Origin of the sequence: Croceitalea rosinachiae (assembly GCF_031846445.1) — a bacterium.
In the GTDB taxonomy this organism is placed as follows: Bacteria; Bacteroidota; Bacteroidia; order Flavobacteriales; family Flavobacteriaceae; genus Croceitalea; species Croceitalea rosinachiae.
On the sequence record NZ_JAVRHR010000001.1, the window covers coordinates 1583066 to 1607594 of the forward strand.

The 24529-nt window shown below is 36.0% G+C and carries 22 protein-coding genes and 1 tRNA gene; 12 read left to right on the forward strand and 11 right to left on the reverse strand.

Annotated elements, in window-relative coordinates; translation table 11 throughout:
• Positions 1-132: 132 nt before the first annotated feature.
• Both bamG and RM706_RS07165 read right to left on the reverse strand, forming a co-directional pair.
• A complete protein-coding gene (bamG, locus tag RM706_RS07160) occupies positions 133-1380 on the reverse strand; it encodes a BamG family beta-barrel-assembly machinery protein (RefSeq protein WP_311350345.1) in 1248 nt (415 codons plus the stop codon).
• Complete coding sequence (locus tag RM706_RS07165) at positions 1370-2713, reverse strand: DUF4270 family protein (RefSeq protein WP_311350346.1); 1344 nt, start codon at positions 2711-2713, stop codon at positions 1370-1372. The genes bamG and RM706_RS07165 overlap by 11 nt, the downstream gene beginning before the upstream one ends.
• Positions 2714-2960: 247 nt before the next feature.
• On the opposite strand from RM706_RS07165, the gene RM706_RS07170 reads away from it, so the two are divergent.
• The 5 genes from RM706_RS07170 (at position 2961) to RM706_RS07190 (ending at position 7048) form a co-directional block, all read left to right on the forward strand.
• Complete coding sequence (locus RM706_RS07170; RefSeq protein ID WP_311350347.1) at positions 2961-3818, forward strand: hypothetical protein; 858 nt, start codon at positions 2961-2963, stop codon at positions 3816-3818.
• The gene (locus RM706_RS07175; protein ID WP_311350348.1) at positions 3819-4841 is read left to right on the forward strand and encodes a Kelch repeat-containing protein; all 1023 of its coding nucleotides are present in this window, start codon (positions 3819-3821) and stop codon (positions 4839-4841) included.
• A gap of 83 nt (positions 4842-4924) precedes the next feature.
• Complete coding sequence (locus tag RM706_RS07180) at positions 4925-5248, forward strand: DUF4907 domain-containing protein (RefSeq protein WP_311350349.1); 324 nt, start codon at positions 4925-4927, stop codon at positions 5246-5248.
• A gap of 25 nt (positions 5249-5273) precedes the next feature.
• Positions 5274-6323, forward strand: a complete 1050-nt coding sequence (locus tag RM706_RS07185) for a sensor histidine kinase (protein ID WP_311350350.1) — start codon at positions 5274-5276, stop codon at positions 6321-6323.
• A complete protein-coding gene (locus tag RM706_RS07190; protein ID WP_311350351.1) occupies positions 6320-7048 on the forward strand; it encodes a LytR/AlgR family response regulator transcription factor in 729 nt (242 codons plus the stop codon). The genes RM706_RS07185 and RM706_RS07190 overlap by 4 nt, the downstream gene beginning before the upstream one ends.
• A gap of 120 nt (positions 7049-7168) precedes the next feature.
• Here the strand turns inward: RM706_RS07190 and RM706_RS07195 are convergent.
• Positions 7169-7241 (reverse strand) — tRNA-Met (locus RM706_RS07195).
• A gap of 126 nt (positions 7242-7367) precedes the next feature.
• Here RM706_RS07195 and RM706_RS07200 point away from each other — a divergent pair.
• The 3 genes from RM706_RS07200 (at position 7368) to RM706_RS07210 (ending at position 11213) form a co-directional block, all read left to right on the forward strand.
• Entirely contained in the window at positions 7368-8732 is a 1365-nt protein-coding gene (locus tag RM706_RS07200; protein ID WP_311350352.1) for an alanine/glycine:cation symporter family protein, read from the forward strand.
• The gene (gene era / locus RM706_RS07205; protein ID WP_311350353.1) at positions 8719-9603 is read left to right on the forward strand and encodes a GTPase Era; all 885 of its coding nucleotides are present in this window, start codon (positions 8719-8721) and stop codon (positions 9601-9603) included. Before RM706_RS07200 ends, era begins: the two co-directional genes overlap by 14 nt.
• A 74-nt stretch (positions 9604-9677) precedes the next feature.
• Entirely contained in the window at positions 9678-11213 is a 1536-nt protein-coding gene (locus RM706_RS07210) for a choice-of-anchor I family protein (RefSeq protein WP_311350354.1), read from the forward strand.
• 53 nt (positions 11214-11266) lie between these two features.
• On the opposite strand, the gene RM706_RS07215 is transcribed toward RM706_RS07210, so the two are convergent.
• Positions 11267-11785, reverse strand: coding sequence for a GTP-binding protein (locus tag RM706_RS07215; protein ID WP_311350355.1), 519 nt, complete (start codon positions 11783-11785; stop codon positions 11267-11269).
• A 77-nt stretch (positions 11786-11862) separates the two neighbouring features.
• Here RM706_RS07215 and der point away from each other — a divergent pair, with 77 nt between their 5' ends.
• Positions 11863-13164 (forward strand): ribosome biogenesis GTPase Der, encoded by a 1302-nt coding sequence (gene der / locus RM706_RS07220; protein WP_311350356.1) that lies wholly within the window; start codon positions 11863-11865, stop codon positions 13162-13164.
• Between the two features lie 47 nt (positions 13165-13211).
• Positions 13212-15518 carry a hypothetical protein gene (locus RM706_RS07225; protein ID WP_311350357.1) on the forward strand — a complete coding sequence of 769 codons (2307 nt, stop codon included), beginning with the start codon at positions 13212-13214 and terminating at the stop codon, positions 15516-15518.
• A 94-nt stretch (positions 15519-15612) separates the two neighbouring features.
• Here RM706_RS07225 and RM706_RS07230 read toward each other — a convergent pair whose 3' ends face one another.
• The 6 genes from RM706_RS07230 to RM706_RS07255 form a co-directional block, all read right to left on the reverse strand.
• Complete coding sequence (locus tag RM706_RS07230) at positions 15613-16077, reverse strand: hypothetical protein (protein ID WP_311350358.1); 465 nt, start codon at positions 16075-16077, stop codon at positions 15613-15615.
• A gap of 157 nt (positions 16078-16234) precedes the next feature.
• Positions 16235-17026, reverse strand: coding sequence for a TPM domain-containing protein (locus tag RM706_RS07235; protein WP_311350359.1), 792 nt, complete (start codon positions 17024-17026; stop codon positions 16235-16237).
• Positions 17007-17444: a TPM domain-containing protein gene (locus tag RM706_RS07240; RefSeq protein WP_311350360.1), complete on the reverse strand. Its 438-nt coding sequence runs from the start codon at positions 17442-17444 to the stop codon at positions 17007-17009. Before RM706_RS07240 ends, RM706_RS07235 begins: the two co-directional genes overlap by 20 nt.
• Positions 17445-17446: 2 nt before the next feature.
• Entirely contained in the window at positions 17447-18046 is a 600-nt protein-coding gene (locus RM706_RS07245; protein WP_311350361.1) for a LemA family protein, read from the reverse strand.
• Between the two features lie 74 nt (positions 18047-18120).
• Positions 18121-18450, reverse strand: coding sequence for a MerR family transcriptional regulator (locus RM706_RS07250; RefSeq protein WP_311350362.1), 330 nt, complete (start codon positions 18448-18450; stop codon positions 18121-18123).
• Positions 18450-19427 (reverse strand): M23 family metallopeptidase, encoded by a 978-nt coding sequence (locus RM706_RS07255; RefSeq protein ID WP_311350363.1) that lies wholly within the window; start codon positions 19425-19427, stop codon positions 18450-18452. The genes RM706_RS07250 and RM706_RS07255 overlap by 1 nt, the downstream gene beginning before the upstream one ends.
• 105 nt (positions 19428-19532) lie before the next feature.
• On the opposite strand from RM706_RS07255, the gene alaS reads away from it, so the two are divergent.
• The gene (gene alaS / locus RM706_RS07260; RefSeq protein WP_311350364.1) at positions 19533-22148 is read left to right on the forward strand and encodes an alanine--tRNA ligase; all 2616 of its coding nucleotides are present in this window, start codon (positions 19533-19535) and stop codon (positions 22146-22148) included.
• A 1-nt stretch (position 22149) separates the two neighbouring features.
• Positions 22150-22776, forward strand: a complete 627-nt coding sequence (locus RM706_RS07265; protein WP_311350365.1) for a DUF4230 domain-containing protein — start codon at positions 22150-22152, stop codon at positions 22774-22776.
• On the opposite strand, the gene RM706_RS07270 is transcribed toward RM706_RS07265, so the two are convergent.
• Positions 22744-24507 (reverse strand): aromatic amino acid hydroxylase, encoded by a 1764-nt coding sequence (locus tag RM706_RS07270; RefSeq protein WP_311350366.1) that lies wholly within the window; start codon positions 24505-24507, stop codon positions 22744-22746. The genes RM706_RS07265 and RM706_RS07270 overlap by 33 nt on opposite strands.
• Between the last annotated feature and the right edge of the window lie 22 nt (positions 24508-24529).

Genomic DNA, 24529 nt, shown 5'->3' on the forward strand with positions numbered 1-24529 from the left:
TAAAAGTAATTCTGCTCATAATGACCATGAAAAGTTTTAGACTGATTACTTAAAACTCTATACTTATGTTACTTTTTTTAATATCAATGAAGAAATTGGGATTCGTAGACAAAATCAGGTGATTGGTATAACTTAATTTATCTTTCTTTTAACAAACCAAATGTCTTTAAGGCTGAAGTTGATGTTTATGGTATTAAAGCTTTCTTCAACCAATAATCCTCCAATAGAACCGCGATTACCTCTTGCAAATGAAATGTTGATGTTAGAACCTCTCCCTGGACCAATAGGGATACCTATTCCAGCTGTAAACTGATAAGACTCAATGTTCGTGTCTCTTATCTCTAGATAACCAGTGTCATAATTAAATCCAGCTCTAAAACGTAACCGATGCCAGGGTTTAATTCCCCTGTCATCGATATAATATTCAGCCCCGGCCGCAAAAATGTATTGATCAATATACTTTCCAATATTATCGGTCTGATTTGTTGAACCCCATAATTTGATGCCGTAGTCAATATTTAAACTCAAGTTTTCTTTAGCCTTGAAGAATATACCTTGGTTAAGTTCAATAGGCAGTTTAAAATTAGAAAGCGGTATATCTTTTTCATTATCAACTAAACCCGGTAGGGTGTTTTCTAAGGTTCTTTGTACGGTTCTATCTTGTTTCCCTGATAAGAAAGTAGGAAAGTTTATTGCAAAGCCGAATGTAAGTTTATTATAAAAGTCATATTGAACTCCAAAACCCAAACGGGTTCCCGTGTATCTGTTGTCCTCTAATACTGTCAAGCCACTACTCCCAGTATTTATCTGTTCACGTTCTTCTATTGAGCCAAAAAGATAGGACAGACTACCACCTATACTTATGTTTTTTAAGATACGATGACCGTAAACTAGTTTTAAATCATTTAATGAACCCGAACCAAAAATATTACTAACAAAAGTATCAGTAGCCCCTTCGATATTACTTTCTACCCCAAGCAATGAGTAACCTACATCTGTGAAAGGTATTATAGCAATACCAAACCCTGATTTTGGTGTAATACTTCCTGCAAGGGCCAAATTTGATATACTACCCGCAAATCTCCGTTCGTCAGCACTTCTATTAGCAATATTGCTTATCTCGGCGGAAACCCCTACATCATACAAAAATGTATTGGTTCCAAAATTTGCATAAGATGCAGGATTTAAGTTATTGATAAAATTATTTCCGCTAAGCGCATAACCACCTCCACCCAGAGAACTGTTTTTTCCTATGCTTGCATTGCTTTCTATGCCCAAACCAAAAAGGGAGTATGGAGAACCGGTGGTGCCATTTCCTTGAGCTAATGTTATACCAGGAATAAGTAGTATTAAAGCTAATTTTAGCGTTTTACTCTTCATATATTGCATAGGTAAGCGTTAGCGTTGCTTCAAAATCCATATTCTCTTCTCCTTGCAGTATAACTCGGTCTACAGAATTATTGTATTGTTGGGTGAACAGTAATAGTGCATCTTTAACAATAGTAGTTTCATTCAATTTTGTATCAATGTAAGTGCCAACTGAGATTTCATATAATACTTCACTGAACTCCTCTTGTTGACCTATAAGTTGTTCCTCTGCGTTTCCATCATCATTTAGTAATCCTGTTAGAATTGTTTCATTATTGTTGTCAACAAGACCAACATTCAAATTACCACGAATTGGAAAAGAATCATTATATGAATCAGTAGGTGGCTTTAGTTGTAATTCAGCGCTTAATATGGTGCCTGTACCCTCAATTTCAAATAGTCTTCTAATCGTCGGAAACTCTACACGTAAGGCATAACCCGTCCCAGACTGAATGTATCCTAAATCGCCTGAGGCTATAGACGGCAAAAGATCTTCTTGTTTTGTTAAAGCGGTTAAACTACTTTCTTCTGATAATGTATTGGAAATATGATTAAATCCCGTTACTCCTCTTGTTGATGGCTGTATAATGAGATCGTAAAAATCTTCTTCATCCTCGAATTCTTGAGGAGTGGTATAGAAGAAACGTAAATACGAAGATGCTTCGATGGTGAAAGCACCTTCTTCTTGAGTTCTCGAAAAACCAATTATTGATGTGTTATCATTAGCATCAGGCTGTAAGGTAAAACCATAAAAAAATTCTCTTAAATCATCATCATTGTTAATTTCATTTTCTCTAATTCCCTCAAAAATTGGACGACCGAATTCTATCGGTATTGAAATATGCAGAGAATCCTCATCAAAGGGTTCTGGTCTATAATTTATTGAAGCTAATGGTTCTGGATCAAAATTTAATCTGCTTGTATTATAAAAGAAATCTTCATCAGGATTTACCCTATCCTCTAATTGATGTACACCTATTTTTGAAATTAGCGTGGTATCTCCGTAAAAATAGTTATCATAACCAAGTATCAAGGCCACACTATCCAATTCAGCATCATTCGGCAATTCATAGTCTCTTGGAGTCAGTTCAAAATAACTTTCAGTTCGAACTTTACCAGTAAATTGATCATTGTATTGACCAACAAGCAATCTTTCAGTACTTGATGAATTAATACTATCAAACCTAAAAGTGGAGAGTTTAACTGTAAAAGTATCAAGTACTAGAACACGTACTTCTGAATTGACAAATTCTTGTCCTACTTCAAGAGTTGGTATGTTTTCTATATCAAATGAACATGCAACAATAAACAGTCCAACACTAAAAACGATTAATAATTTCTTCATGTTACGGCTATAATAGTTGCAAAGAAAACCGCATGCTTTTTTGTGATGAAGTATTATATACTAAATAAGATTAAATCTCTGTCTATAAAGAAAATGTGTCTATGAACTTTGTGTTTCACCTTTATCGACAAAAAAAATGAGTTTGTATATAAAACATCATTCTCGGTATATCTTTTTTCAAACAACTTAATTCCTTAGATAGTTTTGAAAAAAAAATAGATTGAAAAACAAATATTACTTCCTTCTAATGGTTGTTCTATCTTATTCTAAAATGCATGGTCAGTCTTTTGAATTCAATGAGTTAGTCTCATTTGAATACAGCCTAGTCCCTAGTGTGGGAGAAACGGAAGCCAGAATGTTCAATTTATCATTTACAACAAAAAAGGCTACAGAAATCGGACTTATCGGATTGAGTTTGTCATATTCAAACCATCAATTTTCATTTTTTGAAGTCGATAATGACTTGGAAAACTCCTTAGAGGTATTCCATATTGTGGAACCTCGCTTTTTTTATTCTGGTTCTATCAAGAATAATTGGAGTCTTAATATTTCAATGAGCCCCATACTTTCTTCTAGTCTTATAAATGATATAACCAACGAAGATTTAATATACAACGGTAAGATTACGATATCAAAAGATTGGTACAACAACAAAAACTTTAACTCATTTACTCTGGGTATAGGTCGTGGACAAATACTTGGTGAGCCCCAATTTTTCCCAATTATCTCATTTAATAAAGAAATAGGAGAGAGATTGAGTTATTCTCTGGGATTTCCGAAGAGTGGTCTATGGTACCTGGTAAATGAAAGAAATTTGATTCATTTAAGAGGAATGTTATCTGGGATATACGCCAATACTTCAGCTACTACGATTTTTAATGGTGATCAAATACAGCACACCAAGTTAAAGTTTAGTGGTCTTGATATTGGTTTAGAACATATTTATAGATTACAACCAAATATAAGTGCAACAACCCGAATAGGTTTTCTTTCAAACAACTCTTTAGAATTACTGGATAGCAATCAAAATTTGGTATACAATTTTGAACCTAACGGTTCAGCTTACTTAACTATGGGAATAAAATATAATTTAAATAAAAAATAAATGGTAACAAAAACTAATACAAGTTCACCTACAATCTCAGTTTTCAGAATAGCAATATTAATAGTAGTAATTCCTTTATTAATCTCGTGTTCAAATGATGATGATGATGACGAATTATTAGGAAATTGGGTAGATAGATCAATTTTTGATGGTACACCAAGAAGCGGTGCTTTTTATTTTACAATAGGCAACAAAGGCTATATGGGAACTGGTTATGATGGTGATGATAGACTCACAGATGTCTGGGAATATGACATGGAAGGCAATTTTTGGAGTCAACTCGTATCATTCCCAGGTACTCCTAGAAGTTCGGCAGTTGGGTTTACCGTAAATGGAAATGGTTATGTGGGCTTAGGTTATGATGGGGATAACGAATTAAGGGATTTTTACAGACTCAATATTTCAGCAAATACATGGGATGTTCTTTCAGATTTTGGTGGATCGGCTAGAAGAGGTGCGCTGGCTTTTAACTCAACAACAAATGGTTATGTGGGTACCGGTTTTGATGGCGACAACGATAAGAAGGATTTTTGGAGGTATGAACCTTCTAACGATAGTTGGACCGAATTAGTGGGTTTTGGCGGCAATAAGCGAAGAGATGGTACTACATTTACCATAGATAATAATGTTTATTTGGGTACGGGCGTGTCAAACGGTCTTAACCTCACTGATTTTTGGGTATTTAATCTGGATTCGGAAACTTGGAGTCCTTTGCTAGATTTGGATGATGATGATGATTACAGCATTGTAAGAAATAATGCTGTCGGCTTTGCAGTCGGTGATAAAGGATATATTTCAACTGGAGCATTTTCAACAACTGGAGGTACGGTTAGTACCTGGGAATACAATCCTTCAACTGATCTTTGGGAAGAAAAGACCGAATATGAAGGAATTGTTCGCCAAGGAGCTATAGGATTTTACAATGGGTCTAGAGCTTTTGTTGGACTAGGAAGAAGTGGAACACTATACTTAGATGATAATAGAGAGTTTTTTCCAAACCAAGAAGAAGACGAGGATGATTAATGTTGTTTTGATTTTTTATAATATGTTGAGCGTCAGCAAACCGTATTCCCTTCCAAGAGAATACGGTTTAAAATCATAACTTGATGAACTTAAAAAAAACACGCCTAATTTTGGTTTTGGCGGTAATCATTTTAGGAATCATAGGGATTGAATTTTTATATACGAATTCAAATAGCCAATATGAATTGCAGGTTGAAGAAAATCAAGAGGGTTGGGAATACACCATTTATTACGACAATAAGATATTGATTAAACAAAGAAATATTCCAGGTATTTCGAATAGAAAAACCTTTAAAACTAAAATTGAAGCAGAAAAGATAGGTTATTTGGTAATTAATAGATTAGAAAAAAGACTTTCGCCAAAGATTTCCAAATTTGATTTGGACCAAAATGGGATAACTTACTAAAAATATAATTACCAATAGAAGAAATTTGAAAAAGTTGATTAAAATAAAAGAGATTTGGATTCATATCATTGTATGGATATGTTTTCTTTCTTTTCCAATAGGTATAAGTTTTGGAGAACTTGGAAAGGTTGATCCAAACTTCTTACCTCGTTTCATACTTCAACCATTGGTGCTGGTTTATGTCAATTACCTTTTTCTAGTCCCCAAGTTTTTACTCAAGAAAAAGCTACTTGCCTATATTATCATTTCCGTTCTATTCATACTCTTTTTTAATGTAATCATCAACTCATACTTTTTTCCTGCACCCTTTAAGAAGTTTTTAGAATTGACTGATACAATTGTTCTTACGGAACAAGAAAAAATGCTTCCTTTTAGACAATTGCCATATGCCATGTCGTTCATCTTTTCGCTAGCATTTTTTCTATTGGGAGGGGTTTTAGGACTGGTGAAGGAGTTTTATAAAAAAGATAAGGTCAACCAAGAAATTAAGGTTCAAAGCAAGGAAACAGAGTTACAGTTCTTAAGGGCGCAACTAAACCCTCACTTTTTATTTAATTCTTTAAATAGTATTTACAGTTTAGTTAGAAACAAATCGCGAGAAGCTCCAGAAGCTGTGATTACCTTATCTGAGCTGATGCGATACATGTTATATGAGGCCAGGGAAGAAATGGTTCCCCTATCAAAAGAAATCAGTTACATAAAAAACTTTATACATCTTCAACGCTTTAGGTTGAAAGACAGTAGCGCCTTAAAACTAAAAATCATTGGTGAATACCAAGATAAAAAGATACCTCCTTTACTTCTTATTCCATTTGTAGAAAATGCCTTTAAATACGGAACTGATTTTAATGGAAAAACTGATATTAATATTAAGATGGAAATTTATAATGAAAACTTTTTTTTTGAAATAAAAAACAAAATTGGATTACATAGAAAAGATAAAATTAATTCTGGCATTGGCTTAAATAACATTGAAAATAGACTGCGTCTAATATACCCAGATAATCATGCATTAAAAATCAATAAAAATGGTGGTACTTATTCCGTACAACTTGAACTAAATCTCTCTAAATGAATTGTATCATAATTGATGATGAGCCCTTGGCCATAAACATCATAAAATCTTATTGTGAAGACATTGGTGAGTTAGAAGTAATTAAGACATTTACCAATCCTTTAGAAAGTATAGGCCATATCCAGACTGAAGAGGTGGACTTAGTGTTCTTAGATATTGAAATGCCTCAAATTACAGGTATAGAATTTGTAAAATCAATAGATAAAAAACCTCTTTTTATTTTCACAACAGCTTATCCACAATACGCAATTGATGGCTTTGAACTCAATGCAGTAGACTATTTGGTTAAACCTGTTCCCTTTCCCAGATTCGTTACTGCAATAAATAGGGTTAAAGAACTTCTTTCTCTTCGCCAAGGGCATGAAAAACTAGGAAATGTCTCTTCAGCTAGCGGAAGTGAATCTGAGTCTAATCAATTTATTTTCGTAAAATCAGATTATGGCAATGTTAAAATAAAACTTGAAAACATTACTCACATTCAAGGCTTGAAAGATTATTTAAAAATTCATATTGATACTGAAAAAAAGCCAATTTTAACTCTAATGAACTTCAAAGATATCGAAGTAAAATTATCGAGTAATGATTTTATTAGGGTGCATCGTTCTTTTGTCGTTAATGTTAATAAAATAGACTCAATACAAAAAAGTAAGATCGTTATCTATGATATACGTATTCCTATTGGGGATAGTTATAGAGAAGCTTTTATGAAACGAGTAGGTTTATAAAAGGAATTAAAGCGGTAGTAGTCCTTATAATTAAGAGTAATTAAAATTTTAAAAAATGAAGTGTTATATCTGATCAATAAGAAAGGGCCTCCGATTTCTCAAAAGCCCTTTGTTTACTAGTAGCGGGAACTGGACTCGAACCAGTGACCTTCGGGTTATGAGCCCGACGAGCTACCTACTGCTCTATCCCGCGATGTGGACGGCAAATATACAACCGTTTGAGCGTTATTTCCAAATTTAGTAAGACTTTGATTTGAAAAATAAATTGAAATGACTTAGACTACTTCCAGTTTTAATCGAAATAGTTACCTTCGAAATCATGGAGCAATTCAATAATTTTTTATTAAATGCCATTTCAGGAACGGAGTGGCCAATGTTCGTCTTATTAATTGGAGGTGGAATTTTTCTTGTATGTTATTCCAAATTTTTACCCTATCGTTTTTTTGGGCATGCCATTGCAATTACTCGAGGCAAATATGACGATAAAAATGCTAAAGGTGATGTTAGTTCTTTACAAGCACTATCGGCAGCTGTGGCCGCGACTGTTGGTTTGGGCAATATTTCTGGCGTGGCTATTGCCATTCATGATGGTGGGCCGGGTGTCGTTTTTTGGATTTGGATGACGGCACTTATCGGAATGTGTATCAAATTTTACTCATGTAGTTTATCAATTATGTTTCGTGGTGAAGATTCTGAAGGCAAACTAAAAGGTGGACCTATGTTTTACATTACACAAGGTTTGGGAAAGAAATATAAGCCTCTTGCTATCTTCTTTTGTATTGCAGGTCTATTTGGGTTTTTGGGTGTGTTTACCGCAAATCAATTTACAGAGACTTTTATGAGTGTAATTCAGCCTTCTGAATCACTTTTTGAAATGACTGATTTTAATTGGAAGTTGACCATTGGTTTCGTTTTGGCGCTAATAACTTCATTTGTAATATTTGGAGGGCTTGCAAAAATTGCAAAAGTAGCTACCGCTATTGTGCCTTTTATGGTCATGGTGTATTTGGTGGCGGTCATAGTGGCCATGATTATGAATGCATCACAAGTATTACCATCTTTAAAATTGATTGTAACTGAAGCATGGAATTTTAAAACAGTGGTTACTGGGGGCTTTTGGGGGCTTGTCATTATTGGTGTCCGACGGGCCATGTTCTCTAATGAGGCTGGCCTCGGTAGCGCTCCAATGTATCATGGTCAATCTAAAAATGATGAACCTATTAGAGAAGGTTTAGTTGCGATGTTAGGACCTTTTATTGATACCATTTTGGTATGTACGTTCACTGCTGTGGTGCTCATTTTGAGTGGAGCTTATTTAGAGGATGGAAGCGGAATTGTAATGACCTTAAACGCATTCAATATTTCTCTCGGTAATTGGGGAGGCGTACTATTAATGATTATTGTTTCTGCCTTCGCCCTTTCTACATTATTTACATATTCGTATTATGGGGTGAAATGCCTATCATTTTTAACCAATGCCAAAATAGGTAGGTTTTACAATTGGTATTTTGTCATTATGATTGTTTTTGCTGCTGTAGCCTCTTTAGAATTGGTGAAAAACCTTATTGACCTTTCTTATGCATTAATGGTGATACCAAATATGATTGCGGTATTACTATTAGCACCTAAAGTAAATAAGGCAGCTAAAATATATTTTCAAAAATTGAAGCATGAAAAAGCATAAAGCTGGTTTTGTAAATATTATTGGCAATCCAAATGTGGGCAAGTCTACTTTGATGAATGCTTTTATTGGAGAGAAACTTTCTATTATCACATCTAAGGCCCAGACAACGCGACATCGTATTTTAGGAATTGTGAATGGTGATGATTTTCAGGTAATTTTGTCTGATACGCCAGGCATCATCAAGCCGGTATACGAAATGCAAACGGCCATGATGGATTTTGTAAAGCTGGCTTTTGAAGATGCCGATGTTCTTTTATATATGGTCGAGATAGGGGAAAAGGCTTTAAAAGATGAGGCTTTCTTCCAAAAGATAGAGAATAGTAAAATTCCAGTTTTATTACTGCTCAATAAAATAGATACTTCTGAACAATTGGTCTTAGAAGACCAAATACAACATTGGCAAAGCTTGTTGCCCAATGCAGAGATTCATCCGATATCTGCACTAGAAAATTTTAATGTAAAAGAAGTTTTTGACAGAATATTGGAATTACTTCCTGAAGGGCAGCCTTACTATCCCAAAGATCAATTGACAGATAAACCAGAGCGATTTTTTGTCAATGAGACCATTCGCGAAAAAATCTTACTTCACTACAAAAAAGAGATACCATATGCGGTTGAGGTCGAAACGGAAGAATTTATTGAAGATGATAAGATTATCAGAATTCGCTCCGTAGTTATGGTTGAACGTGATACTCAAAAGGGTATTATTATTGGACATAAAGGTTCTGCCTTAAAAAGGGTCGGAGTTGAAGCTAGAAAAGACCTTGAAAAATTCTTTGACAAACAAGTCCATATTGAGCTTTATGTAAAAGTCAATAAAAATTGGCGCAGCAACAGTAATCAGTTGAAACGTTTTGGTTACAATAACTAAATCATTATTTACAATTTAGCTAACCTTAACTTCACTTTGGTTTAAGACCTTCATAGAAATTTAAACCAATCAGAATGAAAAATTTTATTAAACCGCTAACCTATTTAGGATTAGCTATTTGCTTTATTAGTTGCGAACATTTAGATGATTTTATTGGTGATGATGGTGGTGGAGAGGATGATGCTCCACAAGAAATAGTAAATATTGATTTTGACTATCATAGCACCATTCAAGTAGGTGGCGAAGGTGCTGCTGAAATTTCAGCATTTGACCCTTCAACTAATAAGTTATTTGTCGTTAATGTTGAAATCAATGAGATTTCGTCTTTTGACATTTCAGATATTAACAATGTTGTACAATTGAGTCCAGTAGTTTGTTTACAGGATGGAGCTCCTAACAGTGTTGCAGTGAGTAATGGGAAATTGGCTGTTGCCATTGAAGCTCCAACAAAGCAAGATAAAGGTTTTATTGAGCTTTTTGATACTACTACGCAACAGGAAATAAATGTTTTTAATGTAGGAGCTCTTCCTGATATGGTGACATTTACCCCTGATGGAAAATATATTGTAGTAGCTAATGAGGGAGAGCCTAATGATGATTATACAATTGATCCAAAGGGAATTATTAGTATTATCAATATTGAAAGCGGAGAAGTTTACAATTTAGGTTTTGATGCCTTTAACAGTCAAGAGGCAGATTTAGAATCTCAAGGTTTTAGAGTATTTGGTCCGCATGCTACTTTGGCCATGGACGTTGAGCCTGAGTATGTAGCAGTTTCTGATGATTCAAAAACTGCTTGGGTAACGCTGCAAGAAAACAATGGAGTAGCAGTAGTGAATCTAGAAACGAAACAGATTGAAGCTATTGTCCCTTTAGGCTTTAAAGACTATTCTGCCATGGGCAATGAAATAGACCCTAGTGATAAAGATGATACCAAAGCATTACGCAGTGTTCCTGTTTATGGAATGTACCAACCTGATGCAATTGCCTATTACAATGTTGATGGAATGGATTATGTGGTGACCGCCAATGAAGGAGATGCCAGAGATTATGATGGTTACTCAGAAGAAGAACGTTTAGAAGATTTTATGCTTGATGAAACGGTTTTTCCAGATGCTGCTACCCTTCAATTAGAAGAAAACCTGGGTAGGCTCAAAGTAACCAACACTTTGGGCGATATTGACGGTGATGGTGATTATGATGCTATTTATAACTATGGCGCTCGTTCATTCTCTATTTGGTCAGGCGACGGTCAATTGGTTTATGATAGTGGTAATGATATTGCGATACAAACTTTATTACTGACTCCAGGGGCTTTTAATGGTAATGATGGTAGAAGCGATGATAAAGGTGCGGAACCAGAAGCAGTCACTATTCAAAAAATAGGGGATAAACAAATACTTTTTGTAGGTCTTGAAAGAAATAATCAAGTTATGGTGTATGATATCAGTAACCCAAGCGCTCCTGAGTTCATTCAAATTTTAGAAACTGCTGGTGATGTTGGCCCTGAAGGAATCATTGTAATTGCAGCAGAAGATAGCCCTACTGGTAAAGAATTGTTGGTAGTGAGTAATGAAGTGAGTGGTACAGTTACTTTTTATGAAAACTAAGAATTTAAGATAGTTCTGTTTTATAATTGAATCTAAGTGCAAGGCATGATTTTTTAAATTGTGCCTTTTTTGCTTTTTTCAAAATCTGAGACCAATTGGTCAAAGTAAACCTTTAGCTGTTTCATTTGAGCTTTACCTTTTGATTTGCCTAAACGACCAAAAGCATAAAGTACAAACCAAAGCAAGGTCAGCAAAATCATAATGACTATCCAGACCGTAATATCTTGCCCCAATGAATATTTTGAATAAGCAAAAACACCAATGATGACAAATAGAGTGCCTACCCCGAAGTGAAGGAACATAAAAAATGTCCAAAGAGTAGGATTAGGCCCAAAAAGCCCTTGAATTTTAGTTATGCCCTTTTCGAAAGAAGTCAGTTCTATATGGAGCTGTGGAGACCAAAAGGTAGTTTCCTCTTGTCGAAATCTAATATAAATATGCTCGTCTATTCGTTTTATTACAAAAGGGTTTTGCGTCTGTTGATCAAAAAATGCCATTAGTTTTTCAATTTCAGTAACCAATGAAATTTCAAAACGAGGACGTAAAACGATTTCATTTCCTAAATCGCTCATGTTGTTAGGTTTGCTATTCCAAAAGGTATCGATTTTTCTTGGTAAATAAATGCTATTTTTGCCAAAAATTACTGAGGATGGGGGCAATTGTAGCCATAGTGGGAAGACCAAATGTTGGAAAGTCAACTTTTTTTAATCGCTTGATTCAAAGAAGAGAAGCAATCGTTGATGCAGTAAGTGGGGTTACTCGTGATCGCCATTATGGAAAAACAGATTGGAACGGCAGGGAGTTCTCAGTTATTGATACCGGAGGTTATGTTCTTGGAAGTGACGACGTTTTTGAAAAGGAGATTGACCAACAAGTTGAACTTGCCATCGATGAGGCGGATGCTATTATTTTTATGGTAGATGTGGAGTCTGGCGTTACAGGGATGGATGAGGACGTTGCCAAATTATTGCGTAGAGTAGATAAACCAGTTTTTTTGGCCATTAATAAAGTGGATAACGGGCAACGTGAAGCTGATGCGGTTGAATTTTACGCTTTAGGGTTAGGTGAATATTATACACTTTCAAGCATTAATGGTAGTGGAACAGGAGAATTATTAGATGCATTGGTTAAAGTACTGCCAGAGGTAGTTGAAGAAGAAAGTGAACTTCCTCGATTTGCCGTTGTGGGGCGACCCAATGCAGGTAAATCATCTTTTATTAACGCATTAATTGGTGAAGAAAGATATATCGTTACTGATATTGCTGGTACCACTAGGGATAGTATTGATACAAAATACAACCGTTTTGGGTTTGAGTTTAATTTGGTCGATACGGCAGGTATTCGTAGAAAAGCCAAAGTAAAGGAAGATCTAGAGTTTTATTCTGTGATGCGTTCTGTGCGTGCCATAGAGCATGCTGACGTATGTATTTTATTATTGGATGCTACACGAGGATTTGATGGGCAGGTACAGAATATTTTTTGGTTGGCGCAACGAAATAATAAGGGTATTGTAGTTTTGGTCAATAAGTGGGATTTAGTCGAAAAAGAGACTAACTCAGTTCGTGATTTTGAAAAGAAGATACGCGAGGCCATGGAACCTTTCGTTGATGTACCGATTCTCTTTATTTCCGTGTTAAACAAACAGCGCATTTTTAAGGCTATTGAAACTGCTGTTGAGGTATATAAAAATCGATCAAAGAAAATTGTAACCCGGAAACTGAACGATGTTATGTTGCCCATTGTTCAAAACCATCCACCACCTGCATATAAGGGCAAGTTTGTAAAAATCAAGTTTTGCACCCAACTACCTACACCTTATCCGCAGTTCGCCTTCTTTTGTAATTTACCACAATACGTACGCGATCCTTATAAACGCTTTTTAGAAAATCAATTGCGAAAAGAATTTGATTTTACCGGTGTACCTATGACGGTTTTCATGCGCAAAAAATAAGAATTAGGAGTCTTTTTTCGTAATTTATAACAATAAAAACAGTGTATATGGAAAAAGCACTTGTGTTTTTTTGTTTTCTTCATTTTAGTGCCAACGTTGGTTTTACCCAAACCGAGGAGACAGTACCTCAGCTATTCGAAAACATCCATCTCCATTTGAACAAAACTACATTTATAAAAGGGGAAAGGCTTTGGTTTAAGGCTTATGTTCAAGATCAGAACACCCAATTGCCTTCATTGAAAACCACAAATCTTCATGTTGCTATTTATGATAAAAAAGGAGATGAAATTAAACGAAAATTGTTCTATACCGAGGATGGATTGACAAATGGGGATTTTGCTATTGATTCTACTTTTACAGAGGAGGATTATAAAATTATAGCTTGGACTAACTACCAAAGAAATTTTAAGCATCTCACTCCTTTTCAACAGCATATTAAGATAATACAAGCTGGTGTAGAAGATGATGACATTGTAGACGAACTCAAAATTGAAGTATATCCCGAAGGAGGATATTTAATCGAGGGTGCTTTTAACCAAATTGGGATTGTACTTTCAAGAACAACTGGAGAAAGGCTGTCGGTAAATAACCTAGAACTCGTAGATGGTCAGGGTAATGTGGTCCGTTCGAACATTACTACCAACTCTTTAGGATTAGGAAAGATAGGTTTTATGGTGTCCATAGGTAAAAAGTATTTTTTACAGTGGGGAAATAATGCCATTGGATATTCAAAGAAAATGCTTCCAATTCCTAAATCCAATAGAATTGGATTAAATATTGATAATAACGGGAAAGACAATATTTTGGTAAAGTTGATAGCCTCAAAGCAAATATTCAAAGAGAAAGATGGCGAAAATTATTCAGTTGCTATTTATCAAGATGAGTCCATTGTTTTTGAGGCTGTTGAAATTATAGAAGAAGAATCTGTTATCGCGTTGCTAAGAAAATCTTTGCCTTATGGCGTAAATACTGCGGTTCTTTTTGATGACCAACTAAAACCAGTGTCTTACAGAATGTTCTTTAACCATCGAAATGATAAAGAACGAATAGTACCCTTAGAAGTTGAACATTGCCTAAGCGAGTTTGGCGATAGTATTCAAATAGATTTTATAAGACCAAAGAATGGTATTCTGGATACCAATGTGAGTGTTTCCGTACTACCTAGTTCGAGTTTCGCATACAATCCCAAGAATTCAATTGTTTCCGCTTTTTTGGTGGACTATTATTTGAAAAATGCTTTCAAAGGATCCTATTACTTTGATAATATGAATAGAAAAAAACGATTTGAACTTGATAAGCGCTTGATAGTTGAAGGTTGGGGAAAATATGATTGGGAGTCAAGAAAAGTTGAGGAATTAAAATTAAGCTTTGACATGGAAACAGGAATCTCCATTTCAGGGAAAGTGCTGGATGCTGATTTAACTGAAGAAAACCAAGTTTCACTAGTTACTGATTTTTCTGGAGCTTATACTTTTGAAGAATTGAGTGTTAATAAAGCATTTGAAAGTAATATCAACTTATTCGAGGGTGATTCTTTGGGAATCTCTTTAATTGGAAAAAAAGGAAAGCTTAGAAAACCAAATGCCGAAGTCCAATTTTTTAATACTAATCCTTTAAGGATTCAGAAAGATAATTGGTTAAATTTTGAGAATGTAATTCTTGAAAAGAAAGATATAGGGTCTTCTGTTGAAGGTAATCAATCCTTGAACCTTGTAGAGCTTACAATCGCTTTAGACGAAGTTGTAGTGACTGAAAAAGTGACTACTACAGATAACAAATTTCAAATTACAGCGGAGATAGAGGGTAGTTTTGTAAATGATTTAGATATTAAAAGAACAAAATCAGTAGTTTCATACCTACGTAGGCTTGGTTTTTCAATTTTAATGAGAGAAGGTAGAGTTAGAGCTGTTGTAAACAAGTTCCCATTTCCCGAAGCTCCAATAATTATAGAGGGTATGATGGCATCTCAGGGGGAAGTTATTGGAATGCCTCTTTCTAGTGTTAAGTTTATTAGTTTTAAAAAAACTAGAACTAATCCATTTATTTCAATTCAACTAAATCATAACTATGTTTCTCCTCAGAATCGCAACAAATTCTTAAAATTTGCCATAGAAAACGGCTATGCTCGGCCACAAGAATATTTTACGCCTAATTATCCAGATCATACGACACCCGTATTTAAAAATTATGGTGCTATAGATTGGAAGGCAAACATTTTAATAGGCTCAGAAATTCCAACCACAATTATGGTGCCTGTCAAGGGGCAAAAAACTATAAAATTATTTATTGAAGGAATGGATGCAAGTGGCAATTTGTTTACACGGAATGAGACTATAATAACGACAAAAAATTAATCAATCCTCTGTGTTTTTAGTCATGAATTACTGCATTACTAGTGAGAAATTTTAAAAAGATTTTTTATGCGGAAAAAATAAATAGAGCCTAATTCTATAATGCAATATCAAGGGTGATTACGGAATTTGGATTTTGAATGACTTCGCCATCTATTTGCAAACTTGTGAAAAATGGTATTCCTCCACAACATCCACCTTTTGGAGTTTCTTCGACCTCGACTACTATTTTGCTGGTATATTCGCTACCGATGTTCAAATTAAAATCATAAGTTCCTTCTTCCCAAGCAAAACTGTTTAAAAACAATATTTCAGTTTCTCCGTTGGCTAAGTTGACTTCGAAGGTGGTCAATTCTGAGTGGTCGGGAAAAATACCGGTTAATGAAATTTCATCAATATTTAAAAGATCCGCTGTAAAAGCATTTTCTCCATTCACCAGTAGTTCAAAATTAAGACTTGGAAAGCCTGCACAATCTACTAAACTACAATCAAGGTTATTTTCATCATCATTACAAGAAAACAAAATACTGAGTAATACAAATAGAAATATCAGTCTTTTCATCACCATTTTTTTATATAGAGATACTCTAGGCCTTTACGGGTTGCTTTAATTACTAATATGAAAATAACCCTAGGTTGAAAGGGAATAAATAATTTGGGCGTTCTTTAACTTGAATTTTTAAGAACTTAAGGTGTCATAAGCTTTAAGCGGAATAAGTTTACCAGCCGCCTGAAGCACCACCGCCTCCAAAGCCGCCACCTCCAAAGCCGCCGCCAAAACCTCCTCCACCAAAGCTTCCGCTTCCACCAGAAGAGCCACCTCTATAACCTCCACGTCCCATATTGCTGAGAATTATAATATCCCAAATGTCAAGTCCGCTTCCACCACGTCCTCCTCGGTTGTTTTTACCGCCCCCCCGACCTTTGCGGCTTGCTAGAATAATGAGAATGACAAAGAATATAATAAATGGTAAGAATGATTCGAACGGAAAACCTTGGTTTTTAAAGCTTCTATCTTCTATAAACTGCCCGGTCAAGACTTCAAAAATAGCATCGGCTCCTTTATCCAATCCCCTATAATAATCTCCAGCTTTGAACTCCGGAATTATGACTGATTCAATAATTCTTTTGCTCATCAAATCTGTTAGAAATTCTTCTACGCCATAACCTGTGCTAATTGCTATTCTGCGGTCATCCTGAGCTAACAGAACCAATACACCGTTATCTTCATTAGCTTGTCCAATACCCCATTTTTGTCCCCACTTGGCCCCCAGGTAATTAATATCTTCGCCTCTGGTAGTAGTTATTATGGCAATGACTATCTGAGTTGAAGTACTATCGGCATAACGGACTAATTTTTGTTCTAAAGCTGAATTTTGTGTTGCCGAAAGTAAGCCCACATAATCGTAAACACTGGTTTGATTAGACGGTTTCTCGGGTATGGTGAATTGACCCCAAGCAAAAGACACCAATAGTAATGCAATAAGTAGACTACCCTTTTGAAATTGCATCGCTTAGTTCGTTTGTATCATTATGATCCCAAGGAAAATGGGCTTCAAGTTCCTTACCTGCCTTTAATATTCCTTCTATGATTCCTTTCTTAAAATTTCCTTGTTTAAAATGGTTGGCAATAGTTTCTTTTGTGCCTTCCCAAAATCCTCTAGGAACTGCTTTGTCAATACCTTTATCACCATAAATGACAAACTTTTTATCGTTCACAGCAACATAGATCAGTACGCCATTTCCATCTTTGGTGTTATCCATTTTCAGCAAATGGAATACCTGTTGGGCACGACTAAAATGATCAATTTTAGCAGTAGGTTCAATATGCACGCGAATCTCACCTGAAGTGTTTCTCTCAGCTTCAAGAATGGCCTGTACAATTTCTTGTTCTTCATCTGCAGTAAGAAAATCTTCTACTTTAGACATTACTAGTCGAAATTGAAGTCAACATCAGGGGCATTCTCAGCACCGGGGTTTGAGCTAAATAATGCCAACCCGTCAAAACCAGCAATATTTGCGATGATATTGGTCGGAATCTTTTCAATCTTGATATTGTATTCTCCAGCTAAATCATTGAACCTATTACGCTCCACATTGATTCGATTTTCGGTTCCTTCTAACTGTGATTGTAGTTCTAGAAAATTTTGATTTGCTTTTAAGTCCGGGTAGCGCTCAACAGTTACTAATAATCTTGATAAAGCTGATGAAAGACCTGACTGTGCTTGTTGAAAAGCAGCCAGCTTTTCAGGGGTTAGATTATTAGCATCAATGGTTGTAGAAGTGGCTTTGGAGCGTGCTTCAATGACATCTTTTAAGGTTCCCCGCTCAAAGTCGGCAGCTCCTTGTACGGTTTTTACCAAATTACCAATCAAATCACTTCTACGTTGATAAGAACTTTCTACATTGGCCCATTGTTTTGTTGCTTGGCCTTTCATATCAACCAATGAATTATTGGTGTTGACATACCAGCTTCCCAGAACAAAGATTAAGACGCCAATTACGATTAATGGAATTAATAGCTTTTTCATTTTATAAAGTTTTAGTGTTTATTTCGTTTATAGTTGTCTATAGGTTGGAAGAAAACCAATTTTGTTACGATCAACTAAAGATTCTCTTTAATTTTTACTAATTCAGCCCGGACTTTTTGTAGTTTTTCTATGACATCAAAATTAGATAGGATCTTATGCTTGTCTTCCTTTAAATGAATTTTAGCTCCTTCAAGCGTAAAACCGCGTTCCTTGACTAAATGATGGATGAGTTTAAGGTTTTTAATGTCCTCAGGGGTGAACTTTCTGTTGCCTTTGGCATTCTTTTTTGGTTGTAATACATCAAATTCCTTTTCCCAAAAGCGGATAAGCGAGGTGTTTACGCCAAAAGCTTTGGCTACTTCGCCAATTCCATAATACCGTTTTTCAGGAAGGTCTATGTGCATTAATCGAGAGATTGGTTTTCTTGAGCGGCAAACTTGAGCATGTTTTCGAACTCCTGTGGTGATAAACTTCCGTAATAGAAATTAATAGGATTGATACGTTCTTTATCTTTCCAAACCTCGTAATGTAGATGAGGAGCTTCAGAACGGCCTGTACTACCAACAAAACCAATAAGATCGCCACGTTTGACCTTTTGCCCCGGGGTGACATTGTATTTGCTCAAATGCGCATACAAACTTAAATAACCATGACCATGGTCAATGCGAATATGTTTTCCAAAGCCAGATGCCCTATTGTCAGCGCGGGTAACTTTACCATTGCCTGACGCATAAATTGGTGTGCCCCGTGGTGCTGTGAAGTCCATTCCATAATGCATTTTTCTTGCTTTCGTAAAAGGATCAGATCTCCATCCGAAACCAGATGCCATACGTGTTAAATCTTCATTTCTAATAGGCTGAATAGCTGGTATAGCTTCTAAAAATTTCTCTTTTTCTTCAGCAAGAATTGCAATTTCATCCAAAGACTTAGATTGGATAACCATTTGTTTTTGAATGATATCCAAACGTTTGGATGCATTAATGACAATGTCAGAATTATTAAATCCTTCTAAGGATTTATAACGATTTACCCCACCAAATCCTGCTCGACGTTGTTCTTCAGGGATAGGGTTCGCTTCAAAATACAAGCGGTAAATATTATTGTCACGATCTTCAATATTGGCGAGAACATTCTCAATCTGTTCCATTTTCTTATCTAATATGTCAAATTGCAGCTCGTAGTTCTGCACCTCACGCTGTAAAGAAAGTTCTTTTGGCGTGTTGACCAAATTCGTGTTCATTAAGAAAAGTAAACCCAAAAATCCGAATAGAGCAGCGCCTAATATGAAAAAAAACAGATTGCGATACCTTTTTGATTTTTTTGGTTCAATCTTTCTATACGAAAGCGTATCAGGATCGTAATAGTATTTTACTTTAGACATGAAATGAAATTATCCTATTTTTGGTCATTCGTTTTTATGGAAACAAACAAATATAAAAATTGTTTTGTTCATTCTGTTAAAATTAATTAAAGCTTAACTCCTAAGATGACATCCCAAAAGGTTAGAGAACAGTTTTTAAACTTTTTTAAATCGAAAGAACATAAGATTGTTCAATCGGCACCCATGGTCATGAAAAATGACCCTACTTTGATGTTCACCAATGCAGGTATGAACCAATTCAAAGAGTTTTTTCTAGGAAATTCTGTGGTAAGATCAAAAAGAGTTACTGACACCCAAAAGTGCCTTCGTGTAAGTGGTAAACACAATGATTTAGAAGAGGTGGGCAAGGACACCTACCACCACACCATGTTTGAAATGCTGGGTAACTGGAGTTTCGGAGATTATTTTAAGAAAGAGGCCATTCAATGGGCCTGGGAGCTTTTGACTGAAGTTTACGGAATTGACAAAGACAGCCTTTATGTTTCTGTTTTTGAAGGGAGTGATGATGCGGACAATCTTAAAATGGACCAAGAAGCTTACGATTTGTGGAAAGCCATAGTGCCTGAAGATAGGATCATCATGGGCAACAAAAAGGACAATTTTTGGGAAATGGGAGACCAAGGCCCTTGTGGACCTTGTTCAGAGATACATGTAGATATTCGTTCAAAAGAAGAAAAATCAAAAGTTTCAGGAGCTTCATTGGTAAATCAAGACCATCCTCTCGTCGTCGAGATTTGGAATCTGGTCTTCATGCAGTACAATCGAAAAGCGAACGGACAGCTTGAAGACTTGCCCAATAAGCACATTGATACGGGCATGGGCTTTGAACGCCTTTGTATGGTGTTGCAAGATGTACAATCAAATTACGATACCGATGTTTTCACTCCTTTGATACGTGAAATAGAAACGATTACCAACGCTAAATACGGTAAGGAAGAGGATGTAGATATCGCTATTCGCGTAATAGCAGACCATGTGAGAGCTGTGGCGTTCTCCATTGCAGATGGACAATTGCCCAGTAACACAGGAGCTGGATATGTCATTAGAAGAATATTAAGACGTGCTATACGTTACGGATTTACCTTTTTAAACATTAATAAACCATTCATTTATCGGTTGGTGAAAGTCTTGGGTGAATCTATGGGGAAAGCATTCCCGGAGCTAAAACAACAATACCAATTGATTGAAAATGTCATTAAAGAAGAAGAAAATTCGTTTTTAAGCACTTTAGAACAAGGTTTGATCTTGTTGGATTCCGTTATAAAAACGTCAAAAGATAAAACCATTGACGGTTCCAAGGCTTTTGAACTCTATGACACTTTTGGATTTCCTATTGACTTGACCGCTCTGATTTTGGAGGAAAAAGGATATGAACTGGATGTTGATGGATTTGAGAAAGCACTGAAAGCTCAAAAGGATAGATCTCGTGCGGCCTCTGAGACTTCAAAAGAAGATTGGACCATTCTTTCTGAAGATGCGGAACAAGAATTTATCGGATACGATAGTTTAGAAGCAAACGTAAAACTGGTGAAATATAGAAAGGTGACGAGTAAAAAAGACGGAGATCAATACCAGTTGGTCTTTAATCTGACTCCTTTTTATGCTGAGGGTGGCGGTCAAGTGGGTGATAAGGGCTATCTAGAAGCTACTAATGGAGATGTGACATATATCACGGACACTAAAAAAGAGAATAATGAGATTGTTCATTTTTCAGAAAATTTACCCAAAGATGTTTCGGGAACTTTTAAAGCCTCCGTTGATAAAAAACAGCGTTGGCGAACAGCAAGTAATCATACAGCAACACATTTATTGCATCAAGCACTTCGTGAGGTTTTAGGAAATCATGTAGAACAAAAAGGGTCGGCAGTTCATTCAAAATATTTACGGTTTGACTTTTCTCATTTTTCAAAGTTGACCGTTGAAGAGTTAAGGGCAGTCGAAAATTTTGTAAATGCTCGTATAGAAGGACAATTGCCGCTTGAAGAGAATAGAAATATTGCCATAAAGGATGCCATGGCAGAAGGGGCTATGGCTCTATTTGGGGAAAAATATGGAGATACCGTGCGCACCGTTCGTTTCGGACAGTCCATCGAGTTGTGTGGTGGCACCCATGTGAAAAACACGGGGGATATTTGGCATTTTAAGATAACTTCCGAAGGTGCCGTCGCTGCTGGAATTCGAAGAATAGAGGCGATTACTTCAGATGCGGTGAAAGATTTTTATTTTAAGAACAATAGAGCGCTTTTTGAAATAAGGGACTTGCTCAATAATACCAAAGAACCGGTAAAGGCCGTAGTTGCACTTCAGGATGAAAACATACAGTTAAAGAAACAAGTGGAAAGCCTTTTAAAGGATAAAGCGAAGGGTTTAAAGACCGATTTATTGAATGAATTGACAACGGTAAATGGTGTTAAATTTTTAGCAAAAAAAGTGGATATAGATGCTGGTGGCATCAAAGATTTATCTTTTGAGATAGGTAGCAATAAGCAAGACCTTTTCTTGCTATTAGCATCTGAAAAAGATGGAAAAGCCATATTGTCTTGCTACATCTCAAAAGAATTGGCTTTTGAGCGTAACTTGAATGCGGGCACCATTGTTCGTGAATTGGGTAAATATATTCAAGGTGGCGGAGGTGGACAGCCCTTCTTTGCGACTGCTGGGGGAAAAAACCCTGCGGGTATCCCTGAAGCCTTAGAAGCCGTGAAAGCATATTTAAAATAAAATGAAAAAAATTCTTGTTGGAGCCATTATCGCTTTGGCTTCCGTTTTGATATATAAATCATGTTCTGATGATTTAGATAAAAAAGTGATTCTACAAGAGAATTCGATGCTGATTGAACAGCAGATCAATAACGTTTCAAAATTGATTGTGACCGAAGGTCATTTTGCTGAGATTTATAATTATGCTGATTCCAAAGAACTTTTTGGTCCATTGATTACTGCCGATAAGAAAGCCCTTGTGGTCGTAAATGCTGATGTGACTATTGCTTACGATCTGACAAAGGTTGATTTTAAAATTGATCAAGAGTCTAGAACCTTGTTCATAAAGAACATTCCTGAGCCAGAAGTCAAAATCAATCCTGATTTTGAATATTATGATGTGTCCGCAGATTATTTGAATCAGTTTGACGCTAAAGATTATAATGCTATCAAGCGTAATGTGAATGCTTCATTATTCAAAAAAATTGAAGCATCAACCTTAAAAAGCAATTCAGAAAACCGACTGCTGACCGAGCTTTCTAAATTTTTATTGCTCACCAACTCTATGGGATGGAAATTGGTTTTCGAAGATAAATCGATTGGTGCTATCGAAGAATTAAACCTTAATGGAAAACATCTTATCCGCTAAACTTAATCCATCATCAATTAAATGGCCGACATTGGGATTATTTTGTTTGACCAGCTCTAAGTGTTTTAAAATGTTATTGGTGAGATTGCTCTCGTCCGTAGATTTTGCCAATTCATACAGCTCAACGGACAATAACCAGTCATTAGGGAATTTCTCTTTGATTTCTTGAAATACCTTATTTCTAGAAATGGTAGTATTAGTGCCCTTTCTGTATTCTCGTACTTGTCTATAATACTGCGCTAACAAGACTTGCTCTTCCTTTCTTTTGGGTTTTATTGTCGTTTCAGTAAGTTCATGACTTATCAAATCAAAACTGTTTAAATCAGCTGGGCCATTAAATGCTGAAGTTATTTGCTCTCCAACCGCCATATGATATAGCCCCCATTCTGGCAAAAATAATATGGTTTCATCATGGGTAACACGGCAATCTTTAAATGTAATTAGTACAATCTCCCCTTTTAAATTTCTTGTTCCTGTAATTATTTCACCAGTAACGATTACACCACCTTCAAATTCTAATGTAATGCGCTCACCTTCAAAAATATTGTATGCCTTTAAATCCCTTGGGCTCATGTCTTCAATGGCAAGGTTGATTCCTTTTAATTTTCCAATAGGAGAGCCAAAACCTTCAGGATGTTGAAGTGTGCCATGGCCTACAAGCTCTTTCTCTCTATAGGCAAGTGCAGTAGGCCCAAAGGTTCGGAAATAAAGGGGCTTTCCATCATTGGAGATAACATGCTCAAAAACACCTGAGACCTGTATGCCTGTGCTTAACTCTATGGATCCTAAAGCTTTAGAATTTACCAATTTGGTCAATCCTTTTAAACCTCCGGTTCGCAAGGCCATGGTATTCGCAAAGTCCTCCAAAACCTGGCTTAAATGAGCAAAATCTGGAGTGACAAATAGTTGTGGCTGTGGTTTAGTGATATCAAAACCGGTATAAGTTGCATCTAATGTATATTCGTGTTTTTCTACACCATCAGTCATACACCAAGCACTTTCACCTATGGAAGAGAGTAATCCTGCACCATAAATTTGAGGTTTTTTGACACTACCTATCAAACCATATTCTACCGTCCACCAATGCAAGTTTCTGATAAGGGCCATTTCACTTGGTTCTCCCATATTGTCTTGCAAGAATTCAATTTGCTTTTCTGCTTTTTCAATTTCCAGAGCGGGAGTCCCTTCAGCTTCTTTGATAATGGATAAATGGCGAACAGCTTCATATAATTCATAATCTTTGGCGCTTGAAATGGTTTTGCAGCCAATTTCACCAAAACGTCTTAAATATTCTGCATATTCTGGGTTGGCAATAATTGGGGCATGGCCAGCACCTTCGTGGATAATGTCTGGGGCTGGTGTATATTCAATATTCTCTAGTTGTCTAATATCAGAGGCAATTACCAACACATTATATGCTTGAAATTCCATAAAAGCAGAAGGAGGAATAAAACCGTCAACGGCAACGGCGGCCCAACCAATTTCTTTTAGAATTCGGTTCATGCCGTACATATTCGGAATATCGTCGGTGGAGATACCAGTCTTTTGAAGGCCCTCAATATAAGAGTTGTGAGCAACTTTGCTTAAATAGTCAACATTTTTACGCATAACGTAACGCCAAACTGCTTGATCTATGGCTGTGTAGTTATCATAACCTTGAGGTTTTATGTATTGTCTTAGATGATGTGGAAGTTTATCTAAAATAGGATTGCTTTCGTATGCAGTTTTCATCCTTATAAAATTTGCTGACTAA